Annotated in this window: 13 protein-coding genes; 9 read left to right on the forward strand and 4 right to left on the reverse strand. The window is 70.3% G+C overall.

Annotation, left to right across the window (positions count from 1 at the left end):
* Window positions 1–197: 197 nt before the first annotated feature.
* A complete protein-coding gene (locus SY2F82_RS01640) occupies window positions 198–1193 on the reverse strand; it encodes an aldo/keto reductase (protein ID WP_200417106.1) in 996 nt (331 codons plus the stop codon).
* A 165-nt stretch (window positions 1194–1358) separates the two neighbouring features.
* Between SY2F82_RS01640 and SY2F82_RS01645 the strand changes: the two genes are divergently transcribed.
* The 6 genes from SY2F82_RS01645 to SY2F82_RS01670 all read left to right on the forward strand — a co-directional run bounded on the left by SY2F82_RS01645 (window position 1359) and on the right by SY2F82_RS01670 (window position 7037).
* Window positions 1359–1904, forward strand: coding sequence for a DoxX family protein (locus tag SY2F82_RS01645; protein WP_103840047.1), 546 nt, complete (start codon window positions 1359–1361; stop codon window positions 1902–1904).
* Window positions 1905–1928: 24 nt separating this feature from the next.
* Window positions 1929–2294, forward strand: a complete 366-nt coding sequence (locus SY2F82_RS01650; RefSeq protein ID WP_200417107.1) for a MazG-like family protein — start codon at window positions 1929–1931, stop codon at window positions 2292–2294.
* 61 nt (window positions 2295–2355) lie between these two features.
* Window positions 2356–3183: a PaaX family transcriptional regulator C-terminal domain-containing protein gene (locus SY2F82_RS01655; RefSeq protein ID WP_200417761.1), complete on the forward strand. Its 828-nt coding sequence runs from the start codon at window positions 2356–2358 to the stop codon at window positions 3181–3183.
* 192 nt (window positions 3184–3375) lie between these two features.
* Entirely contained in the window at window positions 3376–4779 is a 1404-nt protein-coding gene (locus SY2F82_RS01660; protein ID WP_200417108.1) for a DUF6351 family protein, read from the forward strand.
* Window positions 4780–4845: 66 nt separating this feature from the next.
* Window positions 4846–6459 carry an MFS transporter gene (locus SY2F82_RS01665; RefSeq protein WP_200417109.1) on the forward strand — a complete coding sequence of 538 codons (1614 nt, stop codon included), beginning with the start codon at window positions 4846–4848 and terminating at the stop codon, window positions 6457–6459.
* A gap of 122 nt (window positions 6460–6581) precedes the next feature.
* Window positions 6582–7037 carry an archease gene (locus tag SY2F82_RS01670; protein WP_200417762.1) on the forward strand — a complete coding sequence of 152 codons (456 nt, stop codon included), beginning with the start codon at window positions 6582–6584 and terminating at the stop codon, window positions 7035–7037.
* A gap of 32 nt (window positions 7038–7069) precedes the next feature.
* Here SY2F82_RS01670 and SY2F82_RS01675 read toward each other — a convergent pair whose 3' ends face one another.
* Together SY2F82_RS01675 and SY2F82_RS01680 are read right to left on the reverse strand one after the other, a co-directional pair.
* Complete coding sequence (locus SY2F82_RS01675; RefSeq protein ID WP_200417110.1) at window positions 7070–8482, reverse strand: RtcB family protein; 1413 nt, start codon at window positions 8480–8482, stop codon at window positions 7070–7072.
* Window positions 8483–8736: 254 nt separating this feature from the next.
* Complete coding sequence (locus SY2F82_RS01680; RefSeq protein ID WP_200417111.1) at window positions 8737–8952, reverse strand: hypothetical protein; 216 nt, start codon at window positions 8950–8952, stop codon at window positions 8737–8739.
* A 520-nt stretch (window positions 8953–9472) separates the two neighbouring features.
* On the opposite strand from SY2F82_RS01680, the gene SY2F82_RS01685 reads away from it, so the two are divergent.
* Entirely contained in the window at window positions 9473–11248 is a 1776-nt protein-coding gene (locus tag SY2F82_RS01685; RefSeq protein WP_236041044.1) for a hypothetical protein, read from the forward strand.
* A 61-nt stretch (window positions 11249–11309) separates the two neighbouring features.
* Here SY2F82_RS01685 and SY2F82_RS01690 read toward each other — a convergent pair whose 3' ends face one another.
* Window positions 11310–11981 carry an SMI1/KNR4 family protein gene (locus SY2F82_RS01690; protein WP_236041046.1) on the reverse strand — a complete coding sequence of 224 codons (672 nt, stop codon included), beginning with the start codon at window positions 11979–11981 and terminating at the stop codon, window positions 11310–11312.
* A 722-nt stretch (window positions 11982–12703) separates the two neighbouring features.
* Between SY2F82_RS01690 and SY2F82_RS01695 the strand changes: the two genes are divergently transcribed.
* Complete coding sequence (locus SY2F82_RS01695) at window positions 12704–15565, forward strand: bifunctional glycosyltransferase family 2 protein/CDP-glycerol:glycerophosphate glycerophosphotransferase (protein ID WP_236041047.1); 2862 nt, start codon at window positions 12704–12706, stop codon at window positions 15563–15565.
* Window positions 15562–16695 (forward strand): glycosyltransferase family 4 protein, encoded by a 1134-nt coding sequence (locus SY2F82_RS01700; protein WP_200417115.1) that lies wholly within the window; start codon window positions 15562–15564, stop codon window positions 16693–16695. Before SY2F82_RS01695 ends, SY2F82_RS01700 begins: the two co-directional genes overlap by 4 nt.
* The last annotated feature ends 219 nt before the right edge of the window (window positions 16696–16914 follow it).

Below are 16914 nucleotides of genomic sequence, written 5' to 3' on the forward strand. Positions count from 1 at the left end.
AAAACATCCGTGGCGCAGACCACACCGCTCACCAGGAGTTTCCCGGCAGCACACCGCCAACAGCCGAAAATGCGCCGTCTTGCGAAAAACCGGCCCCGGGCGTCTTTCTCGGCCCTCACGCATTTCTTACTCAGGGCCCCTCAACGCTTTCTCCCCGGCCTGTGCCGCGCCCACGACGGGCGACCGTCCCAGTGCGCTCACCGCCCCAGGATCCGGTCCGCTTCGGCCAGTTGCGCGGCGGTGAGCGGCCCCTTCGCGAGCGCGCCGGCGTTCTCCTCGGCCTGGGCGACCGAGCGGAAGCCCGGGATGGGGACGGTGAGCGGGCTGCGGGCCCAGATCCAGGCGAGGGCTCCCTGGGCGAGCGTGCGTCCGCCGCTGGTGAGGACGTCCCGGAGCGCTTCGACACGCCGCAGCCACTCGGCGTCGGCACCGCCGCCCTCGGTGAAGCCCGGCAGCCACGCGGGCGGCGCATTGCGGATGTCGCCGGCCTCCAGCGTGCGTCCGGGTGTGTGCTTGCCGGTCAGCAGCCCCATGGCGAGGGGGCTGCGGTTGATGCTCGCGAGGTTCGACGCCTCGCACAGGGCGAGGAGTTCGGGCGCGTCCTGAAGGATGTTCAGGCGGTGCTGGACGGCCGCACAGTGCTCCCCCTCGGCGAACACGGCGGCGCGGGCCGGGTCGTCGGTGCTCCACGCGTACGCGCGGATGAGCCCTTCCCGTACGAACTCCTCGCAGATGTCGCGGAGTTCGGCCGCGCGCCCGGGGTCCGCGTCGGACAGGTGCAGCTGGTAGAGGTCGATGTAATCGGTGTCGAGGCGGCGCAGGGAGGCGGTCAGCGCGCGGCGGGCGTACGCCGGTGAGTCGTCGCTGCCGGTGAGCAGCCGGCGTTCCTCGTCGATGAGGTTGCCCCACTTGGTGGCGACGACCACGTCGGCGCGCCGTTTGCCGAGGGCGCGCGCGAGGACGCGCTCGCTGTGGCCGGTGCCGTAGGCGTCGGCGGTGTCGAAGAAGGTGACACCGAGGTCGAGGGCGCGTCGTACGGCCCGTACGGACTCCTCGTCGTCGACCTTCCCCCAGCCCAGGGGCTGTCCGTCGAGGGACGCCCACTCACCTCCGATGGCCCAGCAGCCGAAGCCGAGGGCGCTGACCCGGATGCCGCTTCTTCCCAGTGTCCTGACGTGCTCGATGCTCTCCATGCCGGTGACCGTAGGAGTTGGAGTGCACACGAAGGCAAGCCCTTTCTCGGGTCGCGGTCGCGCCTTTCGCCACCCGAACGGCGTCGTGAACGGGTCGGCCGGTGCGACGGGTGGGACGGTGGGAACGCGGAGGGGAATGTTCCTGTTGCCTGCCAGGGAGTGACCGTGACCTGTTTCGACCGACGTGACGTGGGGCTGTTGCTGCTCAGGCTGGGCACCGGCGCGGTGCTGGCGGCGCACGGCGCGCAGAAGCTGTTCGGCTGGTTCGGCGGGGGCGGACTCGAGGGCACCGGGCAGTGGATGGAGTCCGTGGGTTATCGGCCCGGCAAGCAGAACGCGCTGGTCTCCGGGCTGGTGGAGGCGGGCGGCGGCACCCTGCTGGCGCTGGGCCTCGCGACACCGGCGGCGGGCGCCGCGGTGGCCGGCGGGATGGCGGGGGCGGCTGCCGTGCACGCCCCGCAGGGGTTCTTCGCCCAGAGCGGCGGCCTCGAATACCCGGTGTCCCTCGGCCTGACGGCGGCGAGCCTGGCGGTCACGGGCCCGGGCCGGCTCTCCCTGGACGCGTTGTCCGGTCATGCCTTCAACCGCGACTGGATGGTCCCGGCGGCGTTCGCGGCGACGGCGGCGGGGACGGCGTTGGTGGTCGGGGCGCGGGCCAAGCGGCTGCGGCAGAAGTCGGAGGGCGAGCAGGAGGCGCTCTTCGAGGAGTGACCGTTTCCATGGCAGTCTGCCGGGATGACCGAACAGGTGACGTCCGCGGACCTCTTGACATCGGACTCGAAGCCGGACCTCTGGGAGTCGATCGACCGGCTGCACGCGTGGCTGGACGCGAACCGTGTGCACGACGGCGCCGACGAGCGGCTGCTGCGCGTGCTGAAGCTGTCGGAGGAGGTCGGCGAGGTCGCGCAGGCGGTGATCGGCGCGACGGGCCAGAACCCGCGCAAGGGCACGTCGCACAGCTGGGAGGACGTACAGGCGGAGCTGTGCGACGTGGTGATCACCGCGCTGGTGGCGCTGCGCACCCTGACGCCTGAGGCGCGCGAGGTGTTCACGGCACACCTGGAGGGGGTCAGGGCACGCTCGCTGGGCTCCTCGTCCTGAGTTGCCCCACCAACGCCCAGAGGACTGAAGGTGTGTCAGGAATGACACGGCCTCGTACTGTATCCGCGTGACCACCCCGGCCCTGCGCCCCCAGTCCCTGCTGCTCAGCTTCCTCGGTGACGAGGTGCTGGGCCGGGGGGTGTGCGTGTACACGGGGAGCGTCATCGAGGTGTTCCGGCGCGCCGGGGTGGGCGAGCAGGCCACCCGGTCCACCCTCACCCGCATGGTCGCCCGCGGACTGCTGTCCCGCCGCCGCGAGGGCCGCCGCACGTACGTCGGCCTCACCGACCGCTCGGAGGCGATCCTGCGCGACGGGGAGCGGCGCATCTGGAAGACGGGCGCGGTCAACCGGGACTGGGACGGCACCTGGACCCTCCTCGGCTTCTCGCTCCCGGAGTCCTGGCAGCGTCAGCGGCACGATCTGCGGTCGCAGCTGACCTGGGCGGGGTTCGGGGCGCTGTTCAGCGGGCTGTGGATCGCGCCCGGCGAGGTCGATGTCTCCGGGATCGTCGCCGAACTCGGGCTCGCGGCGCATGTGAAGGTCTTCCGGGCCCGGGCGGACACCGGCACGGACATCGCCGGAATGATCGACGAGACCTGGGACCTGGACGAACTGGCCGGCCGCTACCGGGAGTTCGAGGCGGCCTGGCGGCCGTTCGCGTCGGGCGGCACGGACATCACCGCGGAGGACGCCCTCGCGCTGCGGCTGCGGCTGACCTCCGAGTGGTTGCAGGTGATCCGCAGCGACCCCCGGCTGCCCGTACGGCATCTGCCGGCCGACTGGCCCGCGGTCGGCGCGGAGGAGACGTTCCGGGCGGTTCACGGCCTGCTGGACGCGCCGGCCAGGGACGCGGCGCGGCGGCTGATCGAAACGATTCCGGCGGAGTAGCGGCCCTGCGGGCACGTGACCCCGGCCGCGGCGTCGCGAAGTGATGTTGTGCACTCCATTGACGCCCGCAAGAAATCGGCCCTACATTCCCTGACGTTCAGTGCACTGAGCAATCGGGCCTTCGAGCCTTCCTTCAAGCCTTCGAGCAATCGCACGGTCCCTGCTCCCGAGCCGCCAGACAGGAGCCGACGCATGCGCGCCGCCCGCACTCGTCCCCGTACCCGACTCCGCATCGCCCTCGCCGCCCTGGCCACGGTGGCGTCCGCGACCCTGACCACGCTCCCCGCACCGGCCGCCCAGGCGGATTCGGGAGCCGGCCACCTCACCGGCACCCTCGCCGACGGCGCCACCTGGATCGCGGACGTCCCCGCCCGCTGGAACGGCACCCTCCTCCTGTTCAGCCACGGCTTCGGCCCCACCGTCGCCCAGGACGCCCCCTCCGACGCCGTACGCACCGAGCTGCTCGCCGAGGGCTACGCGATGGCCGGGTCGTCGTACGACCCCCATGGCTCGATGTGGGCCCTGAACAGCGCGGAACGCGACCAGTTCGCCACGCTCGACGCGGTCACCGCGAAGATCGGCACACCGCGGCGCACGCTGTCCGTCGGCCAGTCCATGGGCGGGCTCGTCAACGCGCAGATCGCCCGTGACGGCGCCGGTCGCGTCGACGGCGCGCTCGGACTGTGCGGCCTGGTCGCGGGCGGTAACGACCTGGACGACTACCAACTCGACGCCGAGTACACGATCGCCCGGCTGCTCCTGCCCGGACAGGACGTCGGCCTGGTCCGCTTCGGGTCGGCCGCCGACGCGGCCGCCACCGCGAAGAAGCTCACCGACGCCGTCACCACCGCCCAGGCCACCCCGCAGGGCCGGGCCCGGATCGCGCTGGCCGCCGCCTTCCTGAACCTGCCCGCGTGGGCGCCGGGCGAGACCGCCCCCGCGCCGACCGACTGGGCGGGGCAGGAGAAGCAGCAGTACGCGTGGTTCGCGCAAGGCATCCTCTCCTTCGTGGAGGGCGGCCGGTACGCGATCGAGCAGTCCGCCGGCGGCAACAACTCCTGGAACAAGGGCGTCGACTACGCCCGTCTGCTGGCCGGTTCCGTGCACGCCCCGCAGGTCCTCGCCCTGTACCAGGCGGCCGGCCTGGACCTGCGCGCCGACCTGAGGTCCTTGACGGCGGGCGCCGCGATCACCGCCGACCCGGCTGCCGTACGCACCGCCCAGCGCACGTCCTCCGCCGGCCAGGGCCTGGGCGTGCCGCTGCTGGACGTGCACACCGTCGCCGACAACCTGGTCCCGGTCGAGCAGGAGCGACGGTTCGGCGACCGGGTGCGCGCCGCCGGTGACGGGGCGCTGCTGCGGCAGGCCTACGTCCAGCGCCAGGGCCACTGCACGTTCACCACCGCCGAGACGGTGGCCGCCCTGCACGCACTGGAACACCGCGTCACCACCGGCCACTGGGACGACGCGGCGACGCCGGGGGCGCTCCAGCGGTCGGCCACGGCGCTCGGTCTGGACGGGGCGGCGTACGTCACGTACCGGCCGGCACGCCTGACGGTCGGCCGGGACCGCCCCTCATACCCCACGCAGCCCTGACGTACGGCACCCGCCACCCGGCCTCGCGCCCCGCACCACACCCACCACCGACGTTGGGACCCGCCCATGTCCGACACCTCCGCTCCTGCGACCTCCGCATCGGCTCCCCCGCGTGCGTCGCTCCCGATCGGCACGCTCGTGGCCGGCTGTCTCGCCGTGTGCCTGGCCCAGATCGGCCTCGCCATGCCGGCCACGCTCAACGGCCTGTTCCAGGAACACCTCCACCCCGTCGGCTCCCAGCTGACCTGGATCTCGGACGCGTTCCTGCTGCCCGTCGCCGTCCTCGAACTGTCCTTCGGCGTCCTCGGCGACCTCTTCGGCCGCAAACGGCTCCTGGTCGGCGGCGCCGCGCTGCTGTGCGCGGGCGAGATCGTCGCCGCGAGCGCCTCCGGCATCCACCAGCTGTGGGTGGGACAAGCCCTGGCCGGCCTGGGCGCCGCCGCACTCTTCCCCACCTCGCTCGCCATGATCGCCGCCGGCACGCACACCGGCCCCCAGCGGGCACGAGCCATCGCCGTATGGGCCTCCAGCCTGTCCGCGGGCGGCTTCCTCGCCCCGCTGCTCGGCGGCATCACGGGAACGTACGGCTCGTGGCGCTCGGCGTTCGTCGTGGTCGCGGCACTGGCCGCGATCAGCGCGCTCGTGAGCCTGTGGCTGGCCACCGACTCCAGGGCGCCGGAGGGCCGCTCACTCGACGTCGGGGGCCAGATCACCATCGGCATCGGCCTGTTCGCACTGCTGTACGCGGTCATCCAGGGGCCGACGGACGGCTGGGGGTCCACCCCGGTGGTCGTGGCGTTCGTGATCGCGACGGTGTTCATCGGCCTGTTCGTCTACGCCGAGAGCCGAGCCCGGTCGCCCCTGCTCCGTCTGGACCTGTTCCGCAACCGCTCCTTCGCGATCGCGTCGGTCGTCGCGGTCGTGGGCATGTTCAGCTTCCTGGGCACCGCCTACGCGGCGAGCATCCGGCTCGGCCCGATCCAGCACCAGAGCCCGATGCGTACGGCGTTCGCGTTCCTGCTGCTCAACGCCATCACGCCGGTCCTCACTCCACTGACCTCGCGGCTGCTGCACCGGCTGCCGGCCCGGGCTCTGCTCACCGCCGGCCTGGCGCTGATCGCGGCGGGCGACTTCCTGGCGGCGGGGCTGGACGTGGGCGACGAGAACCTGACCTCCCTGATCCTGCCGCTGGGTCTGGTCGGCATCGGCTTCGCCTTCACGGTGTCGTCGATCACCGCGACCGCCGTCAACACGGTCCCGGTGCCGCTCGCGGGCATGGCGAGCGCGGCCACCAACCTGCTGCGCGACTTCGGCTTCACGCTGGGCCCGGCCGTCATCGGCGCGGTCGCTCTGAGCCAGGCCGCGTCCCGGGTGACCTCCTCGCTGGCGACCTCGTCCTCGCTGAGCGCGGAGTCGAAGGCGGCGGCACACGAGGTGCTGAAGGAGGGCGGCCCGCTCGCCCTCAACTCGGTACCGCCCGCTTCCCCGCCCGGCGCGGCCCGCTCCTACGTCCTGGACGCGCTCGGCCACGGCTACTCGATCGGGTTCGTGGTGTGCGGCTCGGCGGCCCTGTTCTCGGCACTGCTGGTGGTGACGGCCCTGCGGGGGCGTACGGCGGAGGAGAGCGCGGCGGAGCCGGAGGGGGACGGGAAGGAACGTGCGGTGCTCGCCACGGGGTGAGGCGGGCGACGGACGTTGTCGCGAGGCCCTGGGGCCGCTCCAGCGCCCCAGGGCCTCGCGTCGGCAGCAGAGCGACGCGGCGAAAGCCGATTGACTGTGTCCCAAGGGGGCACACGATGGACATGGTCGGCGACACGGACGACGACAGGTCGATGCGTCGGCAGGGTTCGAGCGGCCACCGAACGGTGCCGCACACCGCCGATGTACGGATCGAGGCGTGGGGAGTGAGCCGGGAGAGCTGCCTGGCGGAGGCGGCGACCGGCCTCGTGGACTGCTTCGCGGACCTGTCCACGGCACGTCCCACCGCCGTGGAGCGCGTAAGACTGGCCGAGAACGACGACGACGATCTGCTGGCCGCGCTCCTCGAGGAGGTCGTCTACCGGCTGGAGGTCCACGGCCAGGTGCCCGTGGACGTGGAGGCCGAGTCCGACGACGACGGGCTCGAGGTGCGGCTGACGGTCACCGGGCTGTCGGACGTGGAGATCACCGGCGCCGTACCGAAGGGCGTGTCGTGGCACGGTCTGCACATGGGCCCGGACCCGTACGGCTGGTCGTGCACGGCGATCGTGGACGTGTGAGCAGCCGTCGACCTGGGGTTCATGGTTGAGGCTCAGCCCTTGACCACACCGAGCGGCACCAGACGGGCGACGATGCGGCACAACCCGGCACTCTCACTCGCCGCCACGACCTCCCCGACGTCCTTGTACGCCTCAGGGGCCTCGTCGGTCAGGCCGCGCCAGGAGAGCGGACGCACGGCGATGCCGTCCCGCTCGAGCCTGGCCCGCAGCTCCCTGCCGGTGATCGAACGGGCGGCCTGGTGGCGGCTCATCCTGCGCCCCGCACCGTGGCAGGTGGAGAAGAAGGCACCTCCCCCGGCCACCCCCGCCAGGACATACGAGGCCGTTCCCATGGTCCCGGGAATCAACACGGGCTGCCCCTGCTCGCGAAGGTCCTCGGGAAGCTCGGGATGCCCGGGCGGAAACGCCCGGGTGGCGCCCTTGCGGTGCACGCACAGCCGACGCCGCCGCCCGGCCACCTCATGGGTCTCGAGCTTGGCGAGGTTGTGCGACACGTCGTACACGAGGGACAACCGGACGTCGGCGGCGCGGCGGAGCACCCGCCGGGCGGCTTCGGTGAGCAGCTGGCGGTTGGCGCGCCCGTAGTTGGCGGCGGCTGCCATGGCACCCAGATACGCCTGCCCCTCCGGCGAGGTGACCGGGGTGCAGGCCAGCTGCCGATCGGGCACGGCGATGCCGTACCGGGTCATGGCCCGGTCCATCGCCCGCACATGATCGGTACAGATCTGATGACCGAGCCCGCGCGACCCGCAGTGGATCATGACGGTCACCTGCCCGCGGGCGATCCCGAAGGCGTCGGCGGCCGCCTGGTCGTACACCTCGGCGACCTGCTGCACCTCGAGGAAGTGGTTGGCCGACCCCAGACTCCCCACCTGCCCGAGCCCCCGCTCACGGGCCCGCCCGCCGACCTGCCCGACATCGGCGTCACCGACCGCTCCACGGTCCTCACACCGGGCAAGATCCCGTTCCTCACCGTGCCCCTGCTCAACGGCATAACGGGCTCCGCCCTCCAAGACGCGTTCCAGCTCCCCCGGGCCGCCGGGCTTCCACACGCCGCCGGGTCCCGCGCCGCGCGGAATGGCCCGGTCGAGCCCGTCCATGACGGCGTCCAGGGCGGGGGCGAGCTGGGCGCGGTCACAGTCCGCGGCCAGCAACCGCACCCCACAGGAGATGTCGAACCCCACCCCTCCCGGCGACACCACCCCGCCGTCCTCGACGTCGGTCGCCGCGACACCCCCGATGGGAAAGCCATAGCCCCAGTGGATGTCGGGCATGGCGTACGAGGCGACGACGATGCCCGGCAGCGTGGCCACGTTGACGACCTGTCCCAGCGCCTGCTGCGCGTCGCTCAGCAGGGCCCGGGAGGCGAAGACGACGCCCGGGACGCGCATGTCACCGTGTCGTTCGATGCGGAAGCGGTGGGGGGCTTCTTCGAGGAGGTCCATGGTGGTCTCCTGCGAGGTGCGGTGCGGAGGCCCGCCTCTTGCACTCCGGGTACCCAGGCCCGCGACTGCCTTCGCGTCCCGCCGTCTCCGGCTCACCCGTCCGCGCGCCGATCGCCGACCGCTCCCCGAACCCACCCCTGGGTACCCGCCGTCCGGCGCACCGCCCCTCTTCAGCTGCCCCCAGCGCAATTCGTCAGTGCCGCCCTTCCCTCCGCTTCGTCCGGTTCTGAAAGCAGTGGAGAAGATGCAGATCATCAGAGTCTGCTCCCGGACCGGTAGCCGTCGACGAGGGCAGTTCGTTCGTCAGACGCTGCCGCGATCGTCGGCTCATGGATGAGTGGGTTGATCAGGTCGACGAGCCGGACCAGGTATCTGCCGTAGTGCTTCGCAGTGAGGCGGTCCATCCGGGCCGGCTGCACCGGATCGCCGGAACGTTGTGCCGTGATCGAGATGGGCGGATCCTCGTCCATCGACGGTCCCCGCAAGCGTCTCGGTTCTCTTCACTGGCGAGCCCGCAACCGCATCCGTGCCCGTCACTTTTGGCATCCTTCTGACCGCGTCCCCGCACACCAGCCAGTCGCTCGTCACCCGGGCCTGACCGGTTCATCGATTCAGGGTCGGGTGAGTGGGCCGGAAGCGAAGGTGCCGTCGGTTCGGCGCGGACGGGATTCCCTGGTGGCTCATCTCTTTCTCTGACCGCTCAAACCGTGACCCTGGTCATGGTTCTCACGCTTGGGACCTGGTGGGGTTCGCACTGTTGTTCCCACAGAGAGGTCACAGGTTGTTACCCCCACCAGAAAAAGACGACGCATAGCCCTCGGCACGATCCTCGCGGTCGTCCTCGGATCCGGAGCCACCGCCACCAGCTACGCGGCCGGCTCCGACAACCCACCACCTGTCCACGGCCCCGGCTCACGGGCAGTCGCAGCCGCTGCCCCGAACACACCCAACGCACCAGAAGCGGGCCCGCCGTTCACGAAGACGAACGGCGTGTGGCAGGTCGACACCACCACTCCGACATTGCGCAACACGGTCACTGCCACCAGCGGCCACAAGACCACGGCAACCTTCGAGGTCCACACCACCGATTCCACCGGCAAGCCGACCGCTACGGTGGTCAAGCTGACCGACGCCAACCAATGGGGTGTCCTCGTCTCCGGCGAGGTGGACGCGGGCAAACCGGCCTCCGTCGCGGTCCCCGCCGGCAAGCTCAAGGAGGGCGTCACCTACGCGGTCCGCTCGTCGGGGTACGACGCCACCAGCAAGGTCTACGAGAACGACTGGTCCCCGTACTCCACCTTCAAGATCAGCGTTCCTCCGGCCGAGAAGCCGTACGTCACCTTCCCGGCGCCGCAGGCCACCTCCACCATCGACTCGGTTGCGCAGACTCCGAGAGAGTTCGGGCGCACCGATCCCGGCCCGATCCAGGGCGTGCGTAGCAAGGACGCCGGCCGGAAGTGCTCTTCCCCGGACTCCAAGGGCCGGAAGGTGTGCATCGAGATCAGCCGTGATGCGCCGACTCCGGAGGATGCAGCTGTTGCCAGGAAGGCGACGAGGAACACCCTCCGAGGCGCCGATCTCGTCCCGTGGTGTGCCGCGAAGCCGGACGGCAAGGACTACATGAACCGGACCGAGGCCTGCCTGAAGAGCGTCGGCTACGCGACCTTGATTTTCGTCGACGCCGACGAACTGCCGAAGTTCGGGACCGCCACCTTCGCGCTGTCCCAGCAGATCAAGCTGTACAACAAGGCGTCGGACACCGGCACCCAGCGAGCGGAGTTCGATCAGCAACTCACCGCGATTCCGACGCACATCGACGAGGCCACGGAGGGCGTTCACCTCACGTGGCAGGCGTCCGACAACTGCAAGGACTGCACCAGCTCGCAGGTCCAGTGGTCGAGCGACGACGGCCTCAACCACACACCGCACTGGACAGTGGGCCAGGTCGGCTCCCAGTACGCCATGACCGCGAAGCAGCAGACGATCTGGAACGGCACCGGCAAGGAGCAGTTCGACCTCGGCTGGAGCCTCCTCGGCTCCGTCGACGCCGGAGAGGCGCACGCCCAGACCAGCCTCGGCACCAGCGGTGACGTCCGCGTCCGGGAACTTGCGCCGCGCTGCGACGACATCGCCGGAGGCACCATCAAGACCGGCTGCGTCTTCCCGTTCTTCAAGCCCACCTGGACGGTCGACACCAACCTGTACCCAGCGGCCGGCGCCTACTACTGGCTGGTGCAGCAGAAGCTCCCATCCCACCCGGGCAGCCCGCAACTCGACTCCCTCGTCACCTACCTCGGCCCCGGCAACAACGCCGACCCGGACGGCGGCGACTGGACCAACGACGACAGCCGCGAGATCGTCTGCCCCACAGGGGCGAACGGCTTCAAGCCGAATCCTGCCACTCCCGACGGGTCGTGCGACGAGTACGCGCCCGCAGCCACGTACCAGAGCGGCGGCATGCCGAAGGGCCCGAACCAGGTCGGTTCCGGGAAGGAGTGCGCACAGCTGTACACCAAGCCGATGACCGGCGGCACGTGGGGACTCTTCGCAGAGAACCGCGATGGCTACACCGGCCCGAAGTGGAACGAGAAGTGTGGTCGTGCTTCCGTGCCGACCGATCAGAACACGGGCGCCTTCCGCAAGTTCGGGATCAACTTCGTCCCGCAGATGCGGCTGCTCGACAAGGACGGGTTCTTCATCAGCGATCCCGGCTTCGAGCACTGCAAGAACGCCGACACGGTCTGCGCGTGGAAGAAGGTCGGCTGACCTGACCGTTTGACCGAAGGATCCTGTGGCCGAAGCACCCCGTGGTGCTCCGGCCACAGTGCTATGCGATGCGTGTCCAGTCCGGGTCCCGCGGATGCCCCGGACTGTCCCACACCAGAGCCTGGTCGACGAGACCGGGCACCTTCTTGTCCTGGTGTCCGTCCGCGTACTCCACGCCACGGTTTTCGTACAGCGCATCGGCGACTTCGATGAGGTAGTCGGCGAACGACGGCCACACGCCCAGCCTGGGGATGCCGGCCTCCTCGAAGGTGCCGATCCGTCCGTAGCCGGGTCCCGGGGTGCAGTCCGTGAACAACCCGTACAGGCCGCTGCGGTCGGTAGCGGCGAAGGCGAGATACCGCATCGCGGGATCGACCGGCATGCCGATGGTGTGGGGGCCTTCGTCCCAGTACGGCAGATGTTGTACCGGAGGGATCCCGTGCTTCCTCGGCAACAGCCAGGCCGTTCCCTGCCCTTGGAGCGGAAGCCCGGTTTCGGGTTCGGGTGTCCAGCCGAAGTCGGCAGGGTGGCCAGTGCCGTTGCGGAGGCGGTAGAAGGCCTTGAGTCCCGGTGGGATGGTGAGGTCGAGTTCCTGCTCGACCGCACGGATGTCGGCTTCCGGAGCGGGTGGCGGAAGCATCCGGTGGGAACGCGGAGCGCTCTCCCTCAGCCACGCTTCGATCCTCGCCCAGGCGCCCGCTACGGCCTCTTCCTGCTGTCGGTCGTCGGTCATACCCGCGACCCTACGGTCCCCCTGCGCGTGCAATGCCTGCATCCGGACAACGCCGCTCTCCCGGAACCGTTCACGCCCCTCCCATTCAACAAAAACCGCTCAGCGCGACTGGATAATGCACGCCGAATGCGGTGAGGGGCTCTGGAGCGCCCCGGCGACGAAGGCCGGCGCTTCTCGGCGTTCCGCAGCCTCAGCCGCGCGCCGGCGGCATCCTGACGTCGTGCCGCGGGAACGGCATCCGGCGCCTGCCCCGCCGCCTCCTGGATCGGACGGGGGCGGGCGCTGGAGGCGCGGGCCGGAGCAGCAGGAACGGTCGGACGGACCTTCCCGGAGTCGAGGATCGGCGTACCGGTGTCGACACTGGTCACACCGATGCCCGCCTGGTCCCGAGCCTCGCTCGCACGGCCCGGCGCCGCTTCCGCACGCGGCTCTCGCCCGCGAGGGGCAGGCCCTTTTTCATGCTGCGGGAAGGCGGGGATTCACGGCGGCTCGGTGATCATGTACTGCCGACCGGCGCCTGCCCCGGCGAATGATTATGGAACGATAGGGTTCCTGCCACATGAACGCAAGCACAACCTGCACAGCGGATCGCGTGTCTCGCGCCGAGACACATGCCCGGCCTTTCCCCTGGTCGTGCCCAGGAACAGGCTAAGATCCCGAAAGCCATACGAGAGGTGGCCGTGTCGATAGTTACCCCGCAGTCAGGCGTCGAATCGGAGGACGTGCCCGACATCAGTGTCGTGGTGATCGTCTACAACGATGCCCAGCGCCTGCCTACCGCCGTGCGGTCGGTTCTCGACCAGACGCTGGGGAACGTGGAGGTCGTCATTGCCGACGACTGCTCCACCGACGACTCCTACGAGGTCGCGTGCTCGCTTGCCGCCACTCATCCCGGCCGTGTCCGGGCGATCCGGCTGGAGGAGAACAGCGGCGGCTGCGGTGAGCCCCGCAACCAGGGCATCGCCGTCGCCCGCGGGCGCTACGTGATGTTCCTCGACAGCGACGACACCCTGGATCCCAACGCCTGCCGCAACATGCTGGAGGCCGCCGACCGCACCGACGCCGACCTGGTCTCCGGCCTGTGCGTCCGCGTCCACACCGACAGCCGGCACGACAAGCGCGTCCCCTGGTACCCGTGGCTGTACCGGGAGACCCGCACCCTTGAGTCGGTGGCGGAACTGCCGGATCTGATGGTCTTCGACACCCTTTCGACCAACAAGTGCTACCGGCGCTCCTTCCTCGTCGAGGGCGGCCTGACCTTCCCCCGCGGCATCCACTACGAGGACCTGCTGTTCTCCGCGCAGGCCTACCTGGCGGCGCGGCGCATCACGCTGATCCCGCAGACCATCTACTACTGGAACGTCGTCGAGAAGACGCAGGCGAAGTCGATCAGCAACCGGCGTCACGAGATCAACAACTTCGCGGACCGGGTCGAGATCCACCGTCGGATCGACGCGATCCTGGACCGGCTCGGGCACGACGAGCTGAAGCTGCGCAAGGACATCAAGTTCCTCAAGCACGACCTGGTGCTGTACCTGCGCGACCTGCCCTTCCTCGACGACGGCTACCGCCACCTCTTCGCCGAGCTGGCGCGCGGCTACATCCAGGACTTCCCGCAGGCGGCCTACGACGAGTTGGACCGGATCCACGCCATCTGTGCCTACCTGCTGCTGCGGGAGGACTGGCCCAACCTCATGCCGGCGATCGACACCCTGATCAACCGGAACAAGATCTCCACCCCGCTCGTCGTGCGCGACGGCCGGGTCTACTGGTGCGACGAGCACCTCGACGATCCGCAGAGCCGGGCCGTGATGGATGTCACCTCGCTGGGTCTGCACGCCAAGCCGCTGGACGCCATGGTCCTGCGCAATCTGCTGACCGGTTACGAAGTGCACGGCGGCGACGTGACACTGTCGGGCGGCATCGTCAACCCGCTGCACACCATCGCCCCCGAGGCACGGCTCACCGCCCAGCTGGAGTTCCGGGCCCGTCGCCGCAGCCTCCAGACCTTCCACTTCCCCGTGCAGGACGTACGGCACGAGGGCGACGTCATCAGCTGGCGCGCGGACGTCCCGCTGGAGCGCCGGCTGCGGCCGCTGGGCATCGTGGACGAGGTCTGGGACGTCCGGCTGCACCTCACCGCGGACGGCAAGCGCACGACCAGCCGACTCACCGTCGGCACCGTCGACCTGGAGAACGCCGGCCTGGTACCGGTCCGTCCGCGACTGAGCCGCTTCACGGCCGACCGCATGCAGGCGCACGCCTCCGCCAAGGGCCACCTCGCCCTCAAGCTCACCCAGGAGAGCAAGGCCGCCCGCGACGGACGTGCCCTGGTCGACCGCCACATGCACGGCCGACCCGCCCGCGCCGCGAAGAGCGCCTACCGCTCCCTGCGGGCCGTGCACCGCGATCTCAACTCCGGCGAGCGCAAGATTCAGATCTACCGCCGGATGCTGCGCCTCCTGCCGGTCCGCAAGGGCACGGTCGTCTTCGAGAGCCACCTGGGCCGGCAGTACAGCGACAGCCCGCGCGCGATCTACGAGGAGCTGCGCCGGCGCGGCGCACCCATCACGCCCATCTGGTCGCACGCCGGTGAGAAGCCCAAGGGCTTCCCCGACGACGTCCAGCTGGTGCGCCGGTGGTCGTGGCCGTATCTCAGGGCGCTCGCCCAGGCGGAGTTCTGGATCGACAACCAGGGCTTCCCGCTGCGGCTGCCCAAGCGGCCGGAGACGACGTACATCCAGACCTGGCACGGCTCGGCACTGAAGCGGATGGGCTTCGACGAGCCCTCCCTGCGCGTGACGTCCGAGCAGGAACAGCGCCTCTACCAGGAGGCGCTGAACCGCTTCGACCACTTCGTGGTGCGCAGCGAGCACGACGTGCGCACCCTGGCCCGTGCCTACCGCATTCCGGACGAGAAGCTGCTGCGCACCGGCTACCCGCGCAACGACGCCCTGGTGCGGGCGGCTCAGACCCCGGAGACACAGGATCCCGCCGTGCGAGAGCTGGCCCAGCGGCTCGGCATCGCGCCGGGCAAGCGGGTGGTCCTGTACGCGCCCACGTTCCGCGCCAACCGGGAAGGCCGCCTGCGGGAGTTCGAGTTCCCGTTCGACGTCGAGCGCTTCGCCGACCGCTTCGGCGAGGACTGCGTCCTGCTGGTGCGGGCCCACTACCTGAACCGGCTCGCGCTGCCGCCGTCGGTGGCCGGGCGGGTGATCGACGTCACCGACGAGCCGGACGTCACTCCGCTGATGCTGCTCGCAGACGCACTGATCACGGACTACTCGTCGGTCATGTTCGACTACGCGCTGCTGCAGCGCCCGATCCTCTTCTACGCCTACGACTGGGACGAGTACGCGGGCGACGTCCGCGGCACCTACTTCAACCTGCTCGACGAGGCACCGGGTCCGGTGGCCCGGACCGAGGAGGAACTGTTCACGGCCGTGGCAGAGCTGGACGAGGCCGCGTCCCGGTACGGGGCGCAGCTGAAGGAATTCGTGGACAAGTACGGTGAGTACGACCGAGGCGACGCGGCGGCACAGATCGTGGACCGCTTCTTCGGTGACGCGAGGGAGGCCCGATGACCCGGCGTGACATCTTCTTCGTCGGCAACGAGGTCAACGAGCTCGGCGGCGTGGGCCGGTGGCAGATCCAGATGGCCCGCCTGCTGGCCGAGCGCGGCCACCGGGTGAAGGTCGTCGGCATTGCGCCGCCGCACGCGCCCATGGAGTTGAACGACCCGCCGTTCGAGACGGCGACCCTGTACGCCCGCCGACCGCCGAGCCGCCCCAAGCCGCGGCTCAAGCTCGGCCGGCTGGACCCGGCCGTCCGCCGCGCCGAGGGACACATGCAGGCGGCCGCCGACAAGCTCACCCGGATGTTCCGGGCCGCCGGGCCGGGCGCGGTGATCATCGTCACCCAGGTGTGGGCGATGGAGTGGGTGGCCCTCGCCGACACCGCCGGGCACACCGTCATCGGCATGAGCCACGAGGCCTTCGAGACGTCCAAGAAGTCCTCCCGGTTCGAGCGGGTCAAGACGTACTACAAGGACGTCGACCGGCTGCTGGTGCTCACCCAGGAAGACGCCGACCGCTGGGCCGTCGAGGGCATGAACAACGTGGGCTTCATGCCGAACCCGCTGCCGCTGACCCCGACGCAGGAGACGTCCGAGCGCACCGAGAAGGTGGTCCTGAGCGTCGGCCGGCTCTCCCACGAGAAGGGCATCGACATGCTGCTCGACGCCTGGGCCGAGGCCTCGCGCCAACAGCCGGGGTGGGTGCTGCGCCTGCACGGCACCGGCGACCAGGAGGCCGCCCTGAAGCAGCGGTGCGCCGAGCTCGGCCTGGAGGACTCGGTGGACTTCGCCGGGCAGACCGACGACGTGCCCGCGGCGCTCAGGAAGGCCTCGGTGTTCGCGCTCTCCTCCCGCGGTGAGGGCTTCCCGCTGGCCCTGCTCGAGGCGATGGCCTTCGGCCTGCCGTGTGCCGCGTTCGACTGCGCGCCCGGCGTCCACGAGATCATCACCGACGGCGAGGACGGACTGCTGGCCCGACCCGGCAACACCACCGAACTCGCCGAGCGGCTGGTGCGGTTGATGTCGGACGAGGAGCTGCGGGAGACGATGGGCGAGAAGGCCCGCCGATCCGTGCAGCGCTACTCCCCCGAGCACATCACCGACCGCTGGGAAGAGCTCTTCGCCTTCCTGGAGAGGTAGGCCCTGCCGGGCTGCCTCGGGCCGCGCCGCCACGCGGCAAGCCGCTGAAACAGGGAAAGGGCCTCCGACAGGGTCGGAGGCCCTTTCCCGAACAAGGCCGCAGACAGGCGGCAGACGAGTCGGGCTGTACGCCGGGGACAGCTGCGCAGTTCGTGAAAGTAGCCTCTGAACCTTTTCGCGTGGCCAGAAACCATGCACAAACGAGTGCACATCGACCAG

The sequence above is a fragment of the Streptomyces sp. Y2F8-2 genome (assembly GCF_014905555.1).
Taxonomy (GTDB): Bacteria; Actinomycetota; Actinomycetes; order Streptomycetales; family Streptomycetaceae; genus Streptomyces; species Streptomyces cynarae.